Raw genomic sequence first — 20,274 nt, forward strand, 5'->3', positions numbered from 1 at the left:
TGTTATTAGTATGCCTGAATGCTCAACAGACCCTAAGTTGTTTTTATTTTTTCGATAGCTGTCCCGATTGAGTGATTGATATGAGTAATTTAAAACCTGGTAGTGTCATCGCTTGTCTGGATCGTCCGGACCATGTACAAGCCGTACTTGATGGTAGCCTGTGGGCTACTAAAATGTTACACGCCCCCATTGGCTTATTGTACTCTGTACCCAGTGTTCATTCTAAAGCTGCGGTAGACTTTTCAGGTTGCTTAATTGCTGATGATAGTGACGCCATACTCAACCAGTTAACTTTAGAAGAGAAAAATACCAACGGTAAGCGTCACAATCAAGGCCGTTTACTGCTAAAACAAGCTGCTAATTACTGTCAACAGCATAAGAGTCTCGATAAACAGCAGACTTATTCTCTACACCGCCACTCCTCCATCTCTGAAAGCTTGGACTATGTTAACAATAGCGCCCAACTGATCGTTATTGGTCATCAGGTAACGTGTAAAGACACTTTATCACAATTGATTCGGGCGAGTCGCTGCCCTACCTTAGTTACCCAAGAAGCGTTTAAAGCACCAAAAACAGCGTTATTAGCGTTTGACAATCGTCCGACTTGCCACGCACTATTAAAGTGGCTATGTAGCAATGCCTTGGTGCGTAACACGACACTACATGTGGTCATGGTGGGTGAAGAGAATGAACGTAACAAAGATGCCCTACGCGAGGCTTATGCTAAGCTTAAACAAGCGGGTATTCAGTGTAAGAAGGCATTAATAGACAGTCGTGATGTGACAGCCGCTCTGATGTATTACCAACGTCAAAATGAACTTGATATGTTAATTACTGGCGCGTTTGGAGAGTCACGCTTACATGAACTATTGCACGGCAGTAACACACGTCAAATGTTAAAGGCCAGTAGCACCCCCTATCTACTATATCCCCGTCACTAACCCTGGTTGTATTCATCGTTTAGCCGTCGCCACTTATCCTTTTATGCTTTTATGCATAACTCAAAACAGTGCCTTATTGTCTAAAATACCTTTAATTTAGAGTATGAATACAGGTTCTATTGCTTAAAATGTCCCACCGTTTAATAACTCAATGGGTCGTCAGTTAGCTATTTTATGGTTTTCAAAGGTTTCACAAATTGCTAACTAATGACTAACCTAATCGGGGTAAACTTCGCTATAATAAATCCGTTATTATCCGTTATGGTGCGTACCTATTTGGTGCATAATCTAAATAATGCACCATTTTGTAACTTTTATTGCTTTAAAAACGTTATCCCCCTTCGTTTTTAGTTGGCACAATTCTTGAAACATTGACTTCACAAGTGATAAATAGTTTAACGATAACCTGCTTACCAGCGGTTTATTGCCAATAACTATCCAACGAGCTATCTATATAACTATCAAAATCATTATTAAGGATTTCTTATGAAATTGATTACAGCGGTATTAAAGCCCTTTAAATTAGATGATGTGCGTGAAGCACTCTCTGAAATAGGTGTTAAGGGCGTTACGGTTACAGAGGTGAAAGGCTTTGGTCGTCAGAAAGGACACACCGAGCTATATCGTGGCGCGGAATATGTGGTTGATTTTCTACCTAAAGTTAAAGTGGAGGTGGCAGTCACCGATGAAATGGTGGAGCCTGCTATTGAAGCCATAACTCGCATAGCAAGTACCGGCAAAATTGGTGATGGTAAAATCTTTATCTCCCCACTTGAGCAAGTGATTCGTATTCGTACCGGAGAGACAGGTCCCGACGCTATTTAAACCAGTCAACTTAATTAGTGTCCTAACGTCGTCTTTTCGTCACATTTTTCATTTAGACGTTCAGAGGTTAAGACATTAACACGCATCATTAGATTGTATTCCAAGGGGGAATTATCGTGGAAAATCAGTTAAATTATATTTTTGAACTACAGTATGCTATAGACACCTTTTATTTCTTAATCTGCGGCGCCCTAGTTATGTGGATGGCAGCCGGTTTTGCCATGTTAGAAGCAGGTCTTGTTCGCTCAAAAAACACCACTGAAATTTTAACCAAAAATATCGGTCTCTTTGCCATTGCTTGTACCATGTATCTCATTTGCGGTTATCACTTTATGTATGGTGGTGGTTTCTTTTTAGAAGGTATTATGGGAGGCGATACACTAGTAGCAGATGCACTAGCTGCTTCAGCAGAAAACGGCTTTGATGGTGATTCTGTTTATTCATCGGCTTCCGATTTCTTTTTCCAAGTTGTGTTTGTGGCAACCTGTATGTCTATCGTATCGGGCGCAGTTGCTGAACGTATGAAGCTTTGGGCTTTCTTTGCGTTTGCCGTTGTGATGACAGGCTTTATCTATCCTATGGAAGGCAGCTGGACGTGGGGCGGCAATTCTGTATTTGGAATGTTCTCACTAGGTGACCTAGGATTTACTGACTTTGCAGGTTCTGGCATTGTTCATATGGCAGGTGCCGCTGCTGCCTTAGCAGGGGTATTATTACTTGGTGCTCGTAAGGGTAAATATGGTAAGAATGGAGAGATACGTGCTATTCCTGGTGCTAACTTACCCTTAGCTGCTTTAGGTACTCTAATCCTTTGGATGGGTTGGTTCGGATTTAATGGTGGTTCAGTGTTGAAACTTGGCGATATCGCCAGTTCAAACTTAGTCGCTATCGTATTTGTTAATACTAATGCTGCCGCTGCTGGTGGTGCAATTGGTGCCTTAATTCTAGCCCGCCTCATCTTTGGTAAAGCGGATTTAACCATGTTATTAAATGGTGCTTTGGCTGGACTAGTGGCTATCACGGCTGGCCCAGATACGCCGACGCCTTTATTGGCGACTATCTTTGGTATGATGGCGGGTATTATCGTGGTCTGCTCAATCTTAGCATTAGATAAAATGAAGATTGATGATCCGGTTGGTGCGATCTCAGTGCATGGTGTGGTTGGCTTCTTTGGTCTTATGCTAGTGCCTTTTACCAACCCTGAGACTAACTTCTTTGGTCAGTTTGTAGGCGCTATCACAATCTTTGTTTGGGTATTCGTCTGTAGCTTGATTGTGTGGGGTATTCTTAAAGCCGTTATGGGTATTAGAATCTCAGAAGAAGAAGAGTATGAAGGTGGTGATTTATCAGAATGTGGTCAAGAAGCCTATCCTGAATTTGTCAACTAGTCCTTTATATTTAGGTTTTAGTTAGTGTCGCTTTAGTCATCAAAAAAGGAGTCCTTAACGGGCTCCTTTTTTTGTTGGTTAGAAAATCCATCCCTAACCCTTCCTTTAGAGAAAAGGAAGAGGGTTAGCCTTTGAAGAGTTTAAAAAAAGTTGGCAGTAATATAGTCATAGGCAACTATATGAGATACAAGGCAACCGAGTGCAAGTAGCAAGTAATACGGCAATAGGCTTAACGAGGTTAACGCTATAACCGTTTAGTAGTTCGCTGACAATAGTTCTAGGCTTTTACCCAGCGTACAATCCTATCTTCCAATTCATCTTCGTTCACAAAAATCTCACTGACGCAGCGCCCTGCTACCCCGACCCCTGCTTCTTTCATACCCTGTTGAGTTGCCTTAACGTCTTTGGTGATCAATAAGTGCCAACTTGGCAGACCCTGGCCTAAATACAATCGCTTATAAGCGCAATTGCTAGGTAGCCACATCATATGTTCAAGCTTATCGGCAGTAAGTGACACACACTCTGGCACAAACTGATGACGATTGTCATAATTAGAACAAAAACCCGTACCGCAGTCTAATAGTTTACAAGCTACATCGGTGTATTCCACCCCATAAGGCTCATCAGGATCATCCAAAAACTTCTCAAGACAACAGCCGCCACAACCATCGCACAGCGCCTCCCACTCAGCAAGCGTCAACTCTTCAAGCGTATAGTTCTGCCAAAAATTGGGGCGTAGTACATCCGTTTGGGTCACATTAATCCTCAACAGTAGACGATAGAGTAGGAGACGGTATAAGAGGACTTATAATAAATTCCATCCTATTTAACGCTATTATAAAGGGCTTTTGAAAATCGTTTGGCTTAAATTTTTCACTTAGCACTTTAAAATAGCATCTTAAATTAGCACCTTAAAATAAAAGCATATCACCTTAAATTAAAAACTGAAAAAAGTGTCTTTCACTACAAAGTCGATGTTAAAACACAAAACATCTTCACAATTCTTAAATCGAAACGGCAACCTATCTTTGCTATTTTAGAACGTATACAATTTTAGAAATCTTACCTCAATCTCAACTCTTAATGTAGGCTGTTGCTTTAGCCCAGCATTTTTGATTAAAGCTCTTGATTTGCTGGGCTAAAAGCACCAGTGTACAGTGAATTTTAATAAGTTGAGAACAGGGTAAATCTTATATTTTAAAACGTACGTAAAACAAGAATAGCTAGCGCCTGTTAAACATTTATTAGTGTTGGCTATTTTAATAAAACACTATCGATTAATTGACTTAAAAATAAACCCAAACTAAAAAGGATATAGAACAATGGATATTAAGACTTATGAGCTTAAAACAACTGCTGACTATGGCATGGAGCTAATCAGCTATGTCGCACTTCCAGAAGATACAACTGATGAAAGCTCAGTACCCGGAATTTTAGTGGCGCCAGAATGGTGGGGCTCAGTAGAATACCCACAACACGTTGCTGAAAAGTTGGCCAGAGCCGGTTTTGCGGCTATTACTATGGATATTTATGGCGAGGGTAAGCTTACAACTGACGCGGCGCAAGCGAACGAATGGATGGAGCAAATGCTGGCTGACCCAGATAAGCTAATGGCACGTTGCCGATCAATACTAAATGATTTTAGCGACCAATTGCCGGTCGACGGTAATAACCTAGGAGCCATCGGTTTTTGCTTTGGGGGTAAAATTGTCCTAGATATGGCGCGTGAAGGTATGCCTCTAAAAGCAGTGGCAACCTTCCACGGTAACCCTGCCCCAAAACAACCTGCTGAAAAAGGTACATTTAACGCAGAGGTATTGGTGGCTCATGGCCGTGACGATAGCATGGTGTCAATGGATGCCATTGAGGATCTTAAAAAAGAACTTGATGACGCTGATGTCACATATACGGTCGATATCTATGATAACGCGAAACATGGCTTTAGTAATCCTGAAGCAGATAAGCGTGCCGCAGAAAACGACATTGATTTAGGCTATAACGAAACAGCTGCTAATGAGAGCTGGAATAAAATGATCGCGTTTATGCGTGAGAAGTTACATAACCATTATGAATAGAGCGTTATGAAAACAGCGTTATAATTAATTGTAGTCTAAATTATAGGTATATATATCTATAAATGTAGGCTACTAAGACTTGCGTTTTAGCCCCATAAGCGTCACTATCACTGCTGTAAATATTAATATCGGTGGTAAGGATGCTTATGTGGGTTATTTTTTTAGTTGTAGTGATACTACTTTATGTTGTGCTTGAACGTAAAATTGATGCGCTAAAGAATGACATTTCGACATTAAAAGAAGAGCTGCAACACGTCTCTGAGCAAATTAACTCAAGTCAACTAAATGATTCGAATAACTCAAATAAATTAGTTAAGCCAGATACCCTAGAATATCTTGCCTCTGAAGAAAACTCATCTGAATATTCATCGCTTGAGACGACTCAAGCCAATCTATCATCCTATCATTCCGATCAAAATAAAAATCAAACTCAAGCTAAAAATCAAATCGAGTCTGACGTGGACACCGCTCAAGCTGATGTAAAAAGCATCTATTTAAACCACACAACCGACACTACTGCTGAAGCAGACGCTGAACTGAAAGAAACAATTCACCATTCTCATAACGCGTCTTCTAACCTGTCCCAATCTGTGTCAAAAGAGGTGTCCGCACCAGACGAGCAGTCACTGCCTATCGTGACGTCATTATTAAGCTCCTTTAAAAACTGGTTCTTTGGTGGCAATTTGGTAGTACGGGTAGGCGCAATCGTATTGCTTATGGGCGTGGTGCTATTGCTACGCTTATTGAGTGAGTATTTTGACACCCCGATCGAAGTTAAATTACTATCCATCGGCATTATTGGGCTGGTCGTTGCAGGGTTAGGGTTAAAGCTGGTGAAAAAGCGCTTTAGCTATGGTATTACGTTGCAAGGTGCTGGACTAAGTACTGCCTACTTAACGACTTTCTTTGCCTATCAGGTATATCACGTCCTCCCAAGCGTACCTAGTTTTGTACTATTGGGCGTCCTATCGACGATTACGGTCGCACTGGCAATACGCCAAAATGCTTTTCCATTAGCACTTTTGGCATTCTCAGGTGCTTTTTTAGCCCCTATATTGACCAGTAGTGATACGGGTAGCTTGACGGTATTATTTAGCTATTATTTGCTGCTAAATACCGCTATTGCCATTATTGCTCACTATCGTACGTGGAAGGTGCTAAACCTATTAGGCGCAGCGGTTACCTTTGGTCTAGCCTATTATTGGGGCTTTACAGATGCGATAAATAATAATTTTGCAACGTTTGCAGCACAGCGATGGCCGCTCGTTTTAATAACTGGCTTTCATTGGGTGCTGTACCTGTTTATCGCCATTCGCTACGCTCAACAAATTATCGCCTATAACCATACCGTGTCTGACATAAAGTCTATTGATGCCAATCAATCCGTCAAGCAGGCCATCTTATTTCCTATAGATACAGGCCTAATGTTTGCGACCCCTTTACTAGTATTCGGCTTGTTGGCGACGTTATTGGATGATGTCGCACATGGTTTAACCGTAGTCAGTGCGGTTATGTCTGTGACTTACCTTGGGGTGGGATGGATATTGGCACAGCGTAGTCGACGTTATGCGCTGCTTACCGAAGGCATGTTGGCGTTAGGATTTGGGTTTTTGGCGTTGATTATTCCACTTGAGTTGGATGCTCAGTGGGTCGCATTTGGTTGGAGTGTGCAGGGTCTTGCCTTAGTCTGGTTTGGTCGGCGCTCACTACGCGCATGGTCAGTACTTTTTGGCGTGTTGCTACAAGCGCTTGCCATCTTAAGCTTGTTAGACGGTATGGGATTTGATTTAAAGAGTGCGCATGCCAGCTGTTTGGCACTGAGTATATCTGCTCTATGCTGGATGGCATCGATGTTTGCACTGCGTCACGCCTATTCACCCTTTCGTTCTGATTCGGTACGAGACAAGAACTTATTGTCTTGCGTAAACACTAATAGCACAGTATTTAAAGGCATATGGCAGTCTCCCGCTTTCATCCGTTTATTAACCTTAATAGGACTGTTTTGGACGCTATTGGTAACCGCTTTAAATCTTGATAATTGGTTTAACCTGAGCTATTTAAATGTCTCTTTGTTTATGGCAACTGCTCTACTGAGTAATCTTATCGTTTATTATCTTATTGATCGCTATCGCACGTGGTCTGAGGTCAGCATATTTAATCATGGTTTGCTAAGCTTATTTTATGTTGTACTCCTCTTAATCCTACCTGAACACTTTGAAAGCTATTATACAAACGAATCCTTTAACTGGTTAATCTATGCTCTTCTTGTTATTGGTGGTCTCATGATAGGACAGTTATGGATAAAAAACTGGTTCGAAGATGATCAAACAGTGATAACAAATAGAGCAAATCTAGAACATGAATCAAATATTGAAAATATAGAACATGATAGAGATAACGATAGCCGTATAACTGAACATAAAATTACTGAACAAAAGACCTGGCATAACGTTGGCAACCTTCAGCCCACATTTTGGTTGTCAACGAGCATACTTCTAATTGCGCAATTTACACATTATCTATTACCAGATTCGGGGGGCGTGTTAGGTATTATCGCCCCAAGCTTATGTCTCATTGGATTAGCGTATTGGGTGTCTCGAAGCAAAATTATCCTACCCTCTTGGTTTAATTGGGATACTGCCTTATTGGGTAGTTCTTATTTCTTTGTACCAATAGCCATTGGGTGGGTAGTGATCAGCAATTTACAACATGACGGTGTCGTTTGGGGATTGCCTTATATACCGCTACTAAATTTGTACGACATCAGTGTATTACTGGTTCTACTTTATTTGTTAAGCACGCATTGGTTACGCCACAGCTTAGGACAGAGTTCAAAAAAGACGATTCTATTAAAAATAATAGGTCTGCTAGGTTTTTGGGTGCTCTCAAGTATATTAGTTCGAACCTTGCACACCTATGCAGGAACATCATTGTGGAGTGATGGCGCATGGAGCAGCGATAAAGTACAAACCGGGTTGACCATTTTATGGACGCTAACCGCACTGATTGCCACCTTTATGTCAAGCCGCAATGGCAAACGCTTTTGGTGGTTTATGGGGATTAGTCTGCTTGGTGCTGTCGTGCTCAAACTGGTATTGGTTGACTTGTCACAAACTCAAGCCATCTGGCGTGTTATCTCCTTCTTGGGTGCGGGTAGTTTGATATTATTAATTGGTTATTTAGCGCCATTGCCGCCTGAAGAAGAAGCCGCCACACCTAACGACTAATCGATAGGCGTCACTCGATAAACTCTAATCAATAAATACCAATCATAATAGACAGTCGATCTATAGGTTGGCTTAACAAGTCAACCTAAAGTCGGGTTATCATGTAAAATATAATCAAACAATCCTATATAAGCGACGGTTCGAGCAATGAGTCAGTACAATATCAATCAGCCCAATAACATCCAGTGGTTCCCTGGCCACATGAATAAAGCCCGTAACGAAATTAAAGAAATCATGCCCGATATGGATGTGGTCATCGAGGTAATCGACGCACGCATCCCATTTAGTAGCGAAAACCCCATGGTCGCCAGTTTATACAAAGACAAGATACGGGGTGACAAACCCGTTATCAAAATCCTAAACAAAGCCGACCTTGCTGACCCCAACCAGACCCAAGCATGGATTGACTATCTAGAACAACAAGATCAAGTCAAGGCTATTGCTTGTGATGATAACAAGTCAAGCGATGTCAAACGCATCGTACAACTGTGTAAAGAACTCATGCCTAATAAAGCGGGCACGGGCAGACAAATCAAAGTATTGATTATGGGCATTCCCAACGTCGGAAAATCTACCTTGATCAATAGCCTAGCAGGACGCAGTATTGCCAAAACAGGCGACGAGCCAGCGGTCACCAAGTCACAACAACTGATAAAAATCGACAACGACATCATGCTTTACGATACCCCCGGTATGTTATGGCCAAAGATTGAAAACCCCAATTCCGGCTTTCGCTTAGCGGCCACTGGTGGCATTAAAGACACCGCTTTTGACTTTTCGGATGTAGCAAGTTATACCGCTGAATATTTGATTCAGGCGTACCCAAACCTATTAAAAGAACGTTATAAAATAGAAGATTTACCGCAAACCGACTGGGATTTCTTCGAAGTGGCAGGCCGCAATAGAGGGTTGCTCAAAAAAGGCGGTGTGGTGGATACTTACCGTATGTCGGAGATTTTGGTTAACGAGTTACGCAGTGGCACATTAGGGCGTATTACCTTGGAAACCCCTGCCATGCGGGAAGAAGAAGACAAGCTGGTAGAGCGGATACGAGAAGAAGCCGAGCTGAAAAGACTAGCGAAAATTGAAGAAAAAAAGCTGCGTAAAAAACGGGCAAGGAAGAATCGGAAGTAGATTTTATAGGAAACGGAGCATGCAGATTACTATTGATATTGATGACAAGCTTATCAGTGAAGCCCAGCGTCTATCGGGATCAAATACTCCTGAAGCAGCTATTGAACAAGCACTGAAACTTTTAATACAAATGCTTCAGCAACAAGATATAAGACAGCTTCGAGGTAAATTATCCTGTGAGGGTGACCTTTAACAAATTCATCTAACGGAAATATGATGTTATTAAAAGAAGAGATGGTAAACGTATATCAGAAACTTAGTTCTTCCTCTGAGCTACGCAATATTGAGGCCAAACGCGCCTCAGGTGGTATTGGTGATTCGGTGATGCAAACGGTTTGTGCATTTGCTAATGAACCTAATATTAATCATGGATATTTACTACTTGGTGTCTCTGAACCAGATGCAAATCATGATAATTACTGGATAAGTGGCATTAATGATACAGACAAGTTACTTAGTGAACTACAGAATAATTGTCGAAATCAATTTAATACGACAGTGCAAATTGACGTAGGCATTCTCAATATAGAAGATAAAAAAATAATTGTCGTCAAAGTTTTCGAGCTAGAACCTACCTCTAAGCCTTGTGGCTTTATAGCCAGTGGTAAGAAAAACAAAAACTTTACTAAGACAGGAGTCTGGCGACGTGGTATTAACGGTGATTATGAAGCTAGAATTGATGACCTTTCTGATATTATCGTTGCTAAAACGGGTCAATCTTTTGAAAACATTATTCTTCCAGAGGCTTCTTGGTCTGATATCGACCCTGGAGTAATTGCATTTTATCGAAAACAAAGAGCTAAGGTTCAGCCAGATGCTGTCGAATTAGACTATAGCGATACTGAATTACTTCTGTCTCTTAATTTAATCATTGAAAAAAACGGTTCATTCAAACCTAATGTTGCAGGTTTACTTCTTTTTGGCTCCTCAATAGCCCTTCGCCGTCACCTTCCTATGGCTCGCGTTGATTATATCCGAAGTCAGGGTACGCAATGGGTTGAAGATAGTGATAATCGATTCGTGTATACAAAAGATTTCCGTGAGTCCTTGATAACTATGATTCCTCGCATTGAAGCCATGATTATGGATGATATGCCGAATCACTTTCGTTTAGATGATAACCAACTTCAAAGATCTGATAAACCTTTATTACCTCAAAGAGTGGTTCGCGAAGCTGTCGTTAATATGATTATGCATCGTGATTACTCTGAAAACCAACCTTCTCAAATCAATCGATTTAAAAACCGACTAGAATTACAAAATGCCGGTTACTCATTAAAACCGTTAGATACCTTAGATAGTCCAAGCTCAGTTACTCGAAACCCCTTAATAGCATCTGTTCTATACGATTTAAGATTCGCTGAGACTAAAGGTAGTGGGATTCGCACTATAAAAGCCAAACTAAAACAAGCTGGGCTTAGCGAGCCAAAGTTTGATAGCGATTATGCTAGAAACTACTTCAAAGCTATTTTTTTATTACATCAATTGATGGACGATAAACAGTTAAAATGGCTTGAAGCTTTCGATAATCACGATTTATCAGACGATGACGCTATGGCACTTATGTTAGCTTATGAAACCGGAGGGGTTGACAATAGTACACTTAGGGAAGTTACATCGTTAGATACCTTATCAGCAAGTCGCCTATTATCTCGACTTTGTAAAAAAGATTTATTACACAAACAAGGTGGAGGTAGCTCTACAACGTATACATTAACTGAGCATGCCTTACTTTTAGGTCTTTACAATAATTTTGATAAAGATTCCTTAAAAACCAATAAGCAAACCTCAGGAGTTAATCATCAAACCTCAGGAGTTAATCATCAAACCTCAGGAGCTAATCATCAAACCTCAGGAGCTAATCATCAAACCTCAGGAGCTAATAAACAGCATTACCTAGACTTTGCAAGTACAGTAGAGAATTTCGTACTGAGTAAGGAAGTTAAAATCCTTATTGAGAACTTACCTAAAAAAGCATCCAAAGAGCAAGTTGAAAGGTTAATAGTATTATTGTGCCAACTTTATGCCTATAGTGCAGAAGATTTGGCACAAATTCTTGATAGAAACCCAGAGTACTTACGTGCAAACTATATTAATTCATTATTAAAACAAGGCTGGATACAAAGAACCTTTGCTGACGTTCTTAACCATCCCAATCAAACATATGAGACAACACCTTTGGGTATAGAGTGGCTAAATAATACTCATAAAAAGTCCTAGGTTTATAGTTTGAACGTTAGATTATTTTAATCTAAGCTATAATAACCCTCTATAAATTATACCTATATCATCCTATGACTCAGCCAACCGCTAACCCAAAAACTAAAACTGAAACCCATTCCGAAACTCAAACCTTTAACCACACTCCATTCGAACTCGATAGCTTCGCTCCCCGTATTCTTAACTGGTTCGATAAAAACGGTCGCCATGACTTGCCATGGCAACAGCACAAAACCGACACACCAAACCCTTATATCGTTTGGTTATCAGAAGTGATGCTACAGCAAACCCAAGCCACTACGGTTATACCTTATTTTCAGCGGTTTATGACCTCATTTCCAACGGTGCAAGACTTAGCCAATGCTGAGTGGGATGTCATTGCCGAACATTGGGCAGGGTTGGGTTACTACGCCCGTGCCCGCAACTTGCACAAAGGGGCTAAGCAACTGGCTGAGATTATTGAAAAGACAGATGATTTTCCGCAAACCCTAGAGGGTTGGGAAGCCATCTCAGGGGTAGGGCCATCTACAGCAGGCGCTATCGTAGCAATGGGACTGCATGGTTACGGGGTAATTTGTGATGGTAACGTTAAACGAGTGATTACTCGCTGGGCAGGCAATGATGGCGATATCATGAAGTCGGCTACTACCAAGGAGTTGTGGGCATTGGCAGAACGATTGACACCCACAGAGGATAGTGGGCACTTTGCACAAGCCATGATGGATATGGGCGCGACCTTATGCACCCGTCGCAACCCTAATTGTGAATTGTGTCCTATTAACGAGGATTGTATCGCCCATGCTCAAGGGCGTGAAATGGACTATCCGGTGAAAGCCAAAAAGAAGCCTAAACCTAGCAAATTTAGCAATGCGTTGGTGGTTTCTAACCCTAAAAACGACATACTTTGGCTACAACGTCCTGATAGTGGTATTTGGGGCGGACTGTGGGTATTGCCGTTGCAGTTCGAAAAAAAGACACTGGGAACAACAGTCGTGTCCACATCAGACGAAGACAACGCTTTTGAAAGTGAAAACACGCTTGCAGAACAGATAGTCGATCAGTGGATTGCAGATAATAGCTTAAATCCCATCTCAATTAGTAATGAGTTATTAGACGACTCCCCTATTAAACATACCCTGACCCATTTTCATTGGTATCTGCAACCTAAGCAGCTTATTTTAGATAAGAATCAATCGATAGCTTTAACACAGCACCTTGAAAAAGCGGATATTAAGGTGATTTGGTTGTCAGCTGATGACGCTAAGACCACGCTGGGGTTGCCGAAGGCGATGCTTAAGGTATTGGAGGTTGTTAGTTAAGTACTTTATTAGATTAATGACAACTTGATTAAAGGGTCGATTATAGATCGATTGAACACGGAGAATAATATGCACATCGCTATCCTAACAATAAACCTAACCTTGCCTGGATGCGCTTCATTGAAAGAGAAGCGTACTCGGGTGGGCGGACTACATCAACGCTTTGGTAAAAATCCTGCTATTGCCGTCTGTGAAAGCGGTGAGCGTGACCGGCATGATGCCAGTGAATGGACCTTTGTAGTGGTGCAAGCCTCTAAACGTGAGGTTGAATCGCTATGCAGTCAAATTGAGGACAAGATACAAAGCATTGTTGATGGGCGGATTATGACTATTGAGAAAGAGTTTATTTAGGTCGTGAAAGAGTAGGAATACTTTGAACTATAAATCTAACAAGCTTGGTTAGGCTAACTATAGTCAAACGTACATTACGGTATGCAGAATGTGTAGCGTGCGGTGTAGCGAAGCGAAACCCACGAATCCCGTATGAGGCAATTGTGACGGTTAGCGTGATGGTAAGTCGATATCGTAATTTGAAACCTAGAAGTTTGATACCTATTTAGATACCTCAAAAGTAAATACGTTTAATATGTTGGATGTGACAATCTCAACGCTAACCTACCTGACTTCTACCACCCTACTAGACTTCTAAGTGTTGATACATTCTACACTCTCTACCCTAACAAGGTCTTTTAGCCCCGATTGTCGCGGATATACTGTTTAGATAGACGAGTTGCAGTGGCTTGCTGTGGTGGGGCGCACGAAGTAAGCGACACGCCACATCTTAGCCAATGCCTCGGGTAGATAAGCAGATAGTAGCAAAAGCGGGATTGGCTCTAGCTTCCTTTATAATAAAGACTACTCCATCAACTCATTGACAACCCGCAATTGCATTACGCCCTCATCGCTTATATCCAAACGATACGCGACAGTATTCGCCATCGGTATGGCGGTTTGATATGGCGAAGTTTATGTATATCGACGATATAAAGGGGTGTTATATACAGTCTCATTTGTCTTAAGACTTAATTTATTCAATAAATTTTTGCTATCAGATGTATGAGCCATCGACTTTATAGCCATTTGTTGATACAGTGTTTTCATAGCTACTCCTTACATTTCTGAAAATAACTTTTAATAATAACTTTTTTTATAATTCGTTTGAGAATATAACCGTAACGCTTTTTTTAACTGTCAACAACGTACGTGAGACCCCTTTCTATGCTTCAAAATAAACTAACTTTTACTGATAAACCCAATAAAAATATCCTACTAAAAAGTGTGTTGACGCTAGGACCAGCTATTATTTTAGCCAGTTGTACAAGCCAGCCACCTGCACGGCAGGTGCCGGTTCAAAAACCAACACCACAACAACAACCTGCTCAAGTCATTGTTGTCAAACCTCAGACACCGAAGGTAACGCCTCAACCTCAACCTGCACCAACACCACGTCCAGAGACAAGTTATAACAGCTTTTCGCAGTGGAAAAGCGACTTTAGTATGCGAGCCATTAGCCAAGGCTACAATGCTTATGATGTTAGTCGATTACTGGATTCGGTACAGTTGAATAACCGTGTGATATCGCAGGATAATAATCAAGCTGAGTTTGTTAAGATGCCTTGGGATTACGCCGACTCTGCGGTGTCAGATGGCCGTGTGAGCAGAGGCCAAAGTAAGTTTAATGAGCAGCGTTCGCTGCTATCGCGTCTTGAGTCTCAATATGGGGTGAATGCTGAAATAGTTGCGGCCATTTGGGGTATGGAATCCTCTTATGGGGCGGTGACGGGAAGCAGTTATATCCCAAGCTCGCTGGCAACATTGGCTTATGAGGGTCGCCGCCGTAACTGGGCCGAAGATCAGCTTTTGGCGTTGATGCAGCTGCTACAACGCGGTGATGTCTACCCCTCACAGCTTGATGGCTCTTGGGCAGGCGGTATGGGAGAGACGCAATTTATCCCCGGTACTTGGCTTGCGCACGGTGTGGATGGTGATGGTGACGGACACCGCAACCCTTGGACGACAGCTGATGCACTGGCATCAACCGCTAATTATCTAAGTAACTCAGGCTGGGTACGCGGGCTGTCTCCTTTTTATGAGGTGACTCTTCCCGCCTCTTTTGATTACGGTGTCATCGGTCAAAAATTACCTGCTTCTGCATGGCGATCAATGGGCATTAATACCATCGATGGCTCATATTTAGAGGCGGGTACGCCGTTTGAGATGTGGCTACCTGCGGGTAAAGACGGCCCTGCCTTATTACTGAGCCCAAACTTTGATGTGATTAAGGTCTATAATAATTCGTCAAATTACGCGCTGGGTGTGAGCTTATTAGGTCGTGCGCTTAATGGACAGTCTGGTATTCAAAAGTCATGGCCCCGTTATGAACAACCGTTGACCAGCGGTCAGGTCCGAAATCTGCAACAGCGACTCACTACTTCTGGATACGATACCAAAGGCATCGATGGTATTATGGGTACCAATACCCGTAACGCTTTTGCGCGTTGGCAAGCAGACAATGGTCAGACACCTGATGGCTTTGTGACTCAGCGTAGTGCCTCTTCTTTGATTTGGTAGACTACTGATTCGGTAGACTTCTAATTTGCTAGCCCACTAAGCTGCTATTCTATTAGCTTATTGCACCGCTGACTAGGCACTGCATCTAGTCTTATAGTCGGTTTGATACGCCACTTTCTAGCAATAGAAAGTGGCTTTTTTCATGGACAAAACCCAAATATAGTCGCAGAACTCTTAAATAGTTGTTTAGTCGTTCGCTGATTATTTTTAAGCAATTCGCTGACTATTTTTAAGCATCACGCAGGCGCATCAAGCCTTCTTGCTGCACGGTTGCCACTAAGTTGCCATTTTGCCAAAACTGACCGTGATTGAGTCCTTTTGAGTGCGAGGAGGTATCAGACCACATGTCGTATAAAATCCATTCATTGATATCAAACGGACGGTGAAAATGCATCGAGTGGTCAATACTAGCAGCTTGCAAGCCTTTGGTCATAAAGCTAATACCATGTGGCATTAGACCTGTCCCCACCAAGTAATAGTCTGATGAAAATGCCAATAACGCTTGCTGCATAGCAACGGGTCGTTTGCCTAGCTTAGGAATACGCAGCCAATTGGCTTGTTTTGGCACCATAGGCTCTGGAAGCACAGGGTTACGGGGTTTTACAGGCTTAATCTTGACATGACGGGGCCTCATAAAACGCTCCCGTAAGGCTTCGGGTACGTCCCCCACATGGTGCTCTTTTAACGATTGTTCAGACTCTAGATCTTCTGGCGGTGGATAAGCGGGCATTGTTTCCTGATAATCGAGACCGCCTTCCATCGGTGCAAAGGAGGCCAGCATAGAGAATACGACTTGCTCTACCTTATTACCGTCTTGGTCTTCTTTATACTGCACTGCCGTTACTTCACGCGCGGATAGACTACGCCCATCTCGAAGGCGGCGTACTTTGTAAGTGACAGATTGGTTAATATTACCCCCCCGCAAAAAATATCCATGTAAAGAATGACATGGCTTATCTTCTGCTACCGTATGAGATGCTGCCATAATCGCTTGTGCTAGAACTTGACCACCAAAAATACGCTTACCAACATAGTCATAGCTTTTGCCTACGAATTCATCTGGGGACACTTCTGTTAAATCAAGCGTCTCTAATAGTTGGTCTACAAGCTGTTTACAGTCAAGCATTTATCATCTCCAAAAGACCTTAGGGGGTTATAAGTAAACTTAAAAAAATACCTCAAAATTGCTAAATGAACGCCAAATAAAACAGAAGGGCCAATAAGCCCTCATTAAACCCAACGTTAGCAAAAACTAATTGAGCAAAATTAGTTCGGCAACATTAGCACCGTTATTATATCGTGTCATTTTATATCATTCGCTTTATATCGTGTCATTATTTATATCGTGTCATTAAATGAATGTTTTAACATAGCACTTACGTAAATGCATTATAATAAAGTCATTATCGCTTTGTTATAAAACCTACTATCTTTGACAGGCTTACTAAACCTCCTATTTGTAGCGTTTAATTTGTTGTTTTTGGACGTGTCTGACGTGATAGGTTAATTTTTAGATTTAAATGATTAAAATTTCAGCGAACAAGTGTATTACTTTATACGATTTTATGGCAAACTAACCCTATCTCTTTTAATAGGTTTGACTAAGACTTATGTTTCCTTCTCATTTATTGCATTCTCTAAAAAGGCGCCTAAAAAAACAGCGCCAAAACCAAAAAAACAATCGAGAGCGCTCTCACGACTCTCAACGGACTGCGCCAAGCTTTCAAGAGCAAGCGGCTCAAGCGAGTGCCGCTATTTCACGATCTGGTCGTTCGGTCAATCAACTGTACCGCAAAGTTTCTGGACAAGCGTTAGATCTGGCGGTAAAGCCTAAAATAATCGGCACCTTACCTGAGATCACTAATGAGAACGGGGCACTGACATTTTATGTATTGCGTGAGTATTCGCGCTCAAACAGTGTCCTGGTGGATTTGCAAACCAAAGCACAAGGGTTCCCACCAGCATTGGTTGGCGTCAATGATGCTTCTCATAATATCGATGAGAATGCGGCCATTATATTCTTACATCATCCCAATGCCAATGATCATAAAGTATCGCCAAGATTGGCAAGACTGGTCAATGCCTGTCGTCAAGATTCAACCCTTAAGATCAATCTAGTACCTGTTTCTATATTATGGGGCCGTGCCCCTGATAATGAAGACTCACTGTTTAAACTACTGATGGCGGATAACTGGGAAGAACCTACTATCGCCAAACAGCTGTTTAATATTGGCATTAAGGGACGCGATACGTTTGTTCAGTTCCATCCCCCCCAGTCGCTACATGACATTATTGACTCATTGACCACATCTTCAAATATTGTCCCCCATAAACACACTCAAGATGTTGTCGATAGTCAAAACGTTCACAATACTCAACAAATCAATGCCCAACAAATCTCAGCTGAATTGTTTGGTGATAATGCAAAAGCCTCTCAGTTAGATGAGAGTGAGAAAGACCTATTATTACAGGCAAAACGGCATGTAGACGCTCAGTCTCTGACGCATTCAACGGCCTTACTGACTGCCACAGAAGCCAACTTTAGCTTAACTTTGTTAGTGCAATATAAGCTAAACGCCTTTCTCGATAGTCACCGTCAGAGTATGATCGGACCGGATTTGTCGGATAAACGCAATTTGGTCGATAATTTAATCCACTCTCCTGCCATTAATATCGCGTGCCAAAAAGAAACGGACGAAAAAAACATTAGTGTTAATGAAGCTAGGCTTCTTGCCCGCGGCTATGCCAATGAAATAGTCAATGACTATAGCTACTCAGTGGTTCGCTTCTTTGAGCGCTTTTTGGCTTGGTTATGGACTCAACTATATGATGGTGTTGAAGTTCACCACTTCGAGCGTGTTCGAGAGCTTGCCGCTACGCACGAGTTAATATACGTGCCGTGCCATCGTAGCCATGTCGATTATCTCTTGCTTGCCTATGTGATATTTCGTCGCGGATTAGGACTCCCTTACGTGGCTGCTGGCAATAACTTAGATGTCCCCGTCATTGGTCCTTTACTGCGTAACGCTGTCGCATTTTATATACGTCGGAGCTTTAAAGACAATGAGTTATATAAGGCGGTGTTGCGTGAGTATCTACATACCTTAATCCAGCGCAATACGCCTATCGAATACTTTATTGAAGGAGGGCGCTCACGCTCAGGTCGTTTATTGCCGCCTAAACTTGGCATGCTGGCGATGACTGTCCACAGTCACTTACGTGGGTCTAACAAGCCACTTGCCTTTATTCCTGCCTATATCGGTTATGAACGTATTATGGAAGGTGGCACTTATATTGGTGAACTTAAAGGCAAACCGAAAGAGTCAGAGTCGCTACTCGGCTTGCTAAAAGTCAGCCGTAAGATTGAGCGTATCTTTGGTCATGTCCACTTAAGCTTCGGCACGCCGCTGCATATGGAGGACTTTATGACCAAGTTTGATGTGGCGCCCAATAGCTTGCCAGCTGACCGTACCGATACACCCTTTGATAATAATACAACCGCAATGATAGATAATCTAGCCATCAAGATCATGCAGAATATCAACAAGGCTGCGGTGGTTAACCCGATATCTTTACTGTCTCTGGTCCTTCTATCGACTCCCAAAGCTGCCTTAGACGAAGACAGCTGTCGTGAACAAATTGCCTTATGTCAACACATTGCCACTGGCTCGCCTTATGCCGATGATACGATTGTCACGGATATGGCACCCCAGTCAATTATTGACTATGGTATTAAGCTTAAGCTGATTGAACGGACGCCTCATATCCTAGGAGATATGATTAAAGTATTGCCCAAACAAATGGCCATATTAAGCTATTTCCGTAATAATATTTTGCATGTGTTTATCATATCTTCTTTCTTGGCGGCGCTGGTATATCGTAATGGACGTATTGAGCGCAAACACTTAGATAGCATCGTAACCCAGCTATACCCTTTCTTACAAAGCGAGCTGTTTTTATACAATGCTGTCCGCAACTTACCCCACTTAATTGATGAAAAATTAAGTAATTTAATTGAGCTTGGGGTCGTGGTTGAGCTTGGCGACGGAATTCTAGGGACACCTGAGAAAAACAGCGAACAATATCAACAGTTAGATATGCTCGCAGCACCAGTCTCCCAAAGTCTGGAACGCTACTTCATGGCACTAGCGCTATTAGCCCAACAAGGCTCAGGCAACTTAACAGCTGATCAAGTTGTCGACCTATGTCATCTATTAGGCCAACGTCTGTCCGTATTGTATGCAGATGACATCCCTGATTTCTTCGATCGTGCCTTGTTTACCAGCTTCTTAAGTGCGTTATTGCGCTTAGACTATGTGCATAAGGATGAGGAAACTAATCTACTGACGTTTGACGAGCGCATTAACAATATCGCCCGCCATGCTCATTACATTTTAAACCCTGAAATGATGCAGATCTTGGAGCATGTCGCAAACTTGGATGAAGATGAGTTGAATCATGCCATTAGTGAGATTAACAATAAAAAACAGAGTAAATTTACCCGCAAAAAGCAATAATTAATTCCTCAAACTAAGAGTTACCTTTTGTTGAGTTAAATTAATATTAAAAGTGCT

15 protein-coding genes are annotated in these 20,274 nt (G+C 42.0%); 12 read left to right on the top strand and 3 right to left on the bottom strand.

Annotation, left to right across the window (positions count from 1 at the left end):
* Window positions 1-80 precede the first annotated feature (80 nt).
* The 3 genes from AC2SLT_RS10980 to AC2SLT_RS10990 all read left to right on the top strand — a co-directional run bounded on the left by AC2SLT_RS10980 (window position 81) and on the right by AC2SLT_RS10990 (window position 3,154).
* On the top strand, window positions 81-941 hold the full coding sequence (locus AC2SLT_RS10980; protein ID WP_486547692.1) for a universal stress protein: 861 nt from the start codon (window positions 81-83) through the stop codon (window positions 939-941).
* 486 nt (window positions 942-1,427) lie between these two features.
* Window positions 1,428-1,766 carry a P-II family nitrogen regulator gene (locus AC2SLT_RS10985; RefSeq protein WP_007394533.1) on the top strand — a complete coding sequence of 113 codons (339 nt, stop codon included), beginning with the start codon at window positions 1,428-1,430 and terminating at the stop codon, window positions 1,764-1,766.
* Window positions 1,767-1,882: 116 nt separating this feature from the next.
* Window positions 1,883-3,154, top strand: a complete 1,272-nt coding sequence (locus AC2SLT_RS10990; RefSeq protein ID WP_486547693.1) for an ammonium transporter — start codon at window positions 1,883-1,885, stop codon at window positions 3,152-3,154.
* 277 nt (window positions 3,155-3,431) lie between these two features.
* Here the strand turns inward: AC2SLT_RS10990 and AC2SLT_RS10995 are convergent, their stop codons facing one another.
* Complete coding sequence (locus AC2SLT_RS10995) at window positions 3,432-3,911, bottom strand: YcgN family cysteine cluster protein (protein WP_486547694.1); 480 nt, start codon at window positions 3,909-3,911, stop codon at window positions 3,432-3,434.
* A 565-nt stretch (window positions 3,912-4,476) separates the two neighbouring features.
* On the opposite strand from AC2SLT_RS10995, the gene AC2SLT_RS11000 reads away from it, so the two are divergent.
* From AC2SLT_RS11000 to AC2SLT_RS11030, 7 genes are all read left to right on the top strand, one after another.
* Window positions 4,477-5,229, top strand: coding sequence for a dienelactone hydrolase family protein (locus AC2SLT_RS11000; RefSeq protein ID WP_486547695.1), 753 nt, complete (start codon window positions 4,477-4,479; stop codon window positions 5,227-5,229).
* Between the two features lie 146 nt (window positions 5,230-5,375).
* Complete coding sequence (locus AC2SLT_RS11005; protein WP_486547696.1) at window positions 5,376-8,456, top strand: DUF2339 domain-containing protein; 3,081 nt, start codon at window positions 5,376-5,378, stop codon at window positions 8,454-8,456.
* A gap of 147 nt (window positions 8,457-8,603) precedes the next feature.
* Window positions 8,604-9,590, top strand: coding sequence for a ribosome biogenesis GTPase YlqF (gene ylqF, locus AC2SLT_RS11010; RefSeq protein ID WP_486547697.1), 987 nt, complete (start codon window positions 8,604-8,606; stop codon window positions 9,588-9,590).
* Window positions 9,591-9,609: 19 nt separating this feature from the next.
* Complete coding sequence (locus tag AC2SLT_RS11015) at window positions 9,610-9,783, top strand: type II toxin-antitoxin system VapB family antitoxin (RefSeq protein WP_486547698.1); 174 nt, start codon at window positions 9,610-9,612, stop codon at window positions 9,781-9,783.
* A gap of 20 nt (window positions 9,784-9,803) precedes the next feature.
* Window positions 9,804-11,810, top strand: a complete 2,007-nt coding sequence (locus AC2SLT_RS11020) for an ATP-binding protein (RefSeq protein ID WP_486547699.1) — start codon at window positions 9,804-9,806, stop codon at window positions 11,808-11,810.
* Window positions 11,811-11,884: 74 nt separating this feature from the next.
* Entirely contained in the window at window positions 11,885-13,129 is a 1,245-nt protein-coding gene (mutY, locus tag AC2SLT_RS11025) for an A/G-specific adenine glycosylase (RefSeq protein ID WP_486547700.1), read from the top strand.
* A 69-nt stretch (window positions 13,130-13,198) separates the two neighbouring features.
* Entirely contained in the window at window positions 13,199-13,480 is a 282-nt protein-coding gene (locus AC2SLT_RS11030; RefSeq protein WP_486547701.1) for a DUF503 domain-containing protein, read from the top strand.
* Window positions 13,481-14,095: 615 nt separating this feature from the next.
* On the opposite strand, the gene AC2SLT_RS11035 is transcribed toward AC2SLT_RS11030, so the two are convergent.
* Complete coding sequence (locus tag AC2SLT_RS11035) at window positions 14,096-14,230, bottom strand: hypothetical protein (protein ID WP_486547702.1); 135 nt, start codon at window positions 14,228-14,230, stop codon at window positions 14,096-14,098.
* Window positions 14,231-14,347: 117 nt separating this feature from the next.
* On the opposite strand from AC2SLT_RS11035, the gene AC2SLT_RS11040 reads away from it, so the two are divergent.
* Complete coding sequence (locus tag AC2SLT_RS11040; protein ID WP_486547703.1) at window positions 14,348-15,700, top strand: lytic murein transglycosylase; 1,353 nt, start codon at window positions 14,348-14,350, stop codon at window positions 15,698-15,700.
* Between the two features lie 229 nt (window positions 15,701-15,929).
* On the opposite strand, the gene AC2SLT_RS11045 is transcribed toward AC2SLT_RS11040, so the two are convergent.
* Window positions 15,930-16,826 (bottom strand): acyl-CoA thioesterase, encoded by an 897-nt coding sequence (locus tag AC2SLT_RS11045; RefSeq protein ID WP_486547704.1) that lies wholly within the window; start codon window positions 16,824-16,826, stop codon window positions 15,930-15,932.
* 484 nt (window positions 16,827-17,310) lie between these two features.
* Here AC2SLT_RS11045 and plsB point away from each other — a divergent pair, with 484 nt between their 5' ends.
* Window positions 17,311-20,217 carry a glycerol-3-phosphate 1-O-acyltransferase PlsB gene (plsB, locus tag AC2SLT_RS11050; RefSeq protein ID WP_486547705.1) on the top strand — a complete coding sequence of 969 codons (2,907 nt, stop codon included), beginning with the start codon at window positions 17,311-17,313 and terminating at the stop codon, window positions 20,215-20,217.
* Window positions 20,218-20,274 lie beyond the last annotated feature (57 nt).

It is taken from the genome of Psychrobacter sp. CX18 (assembly GCF_057396215.1).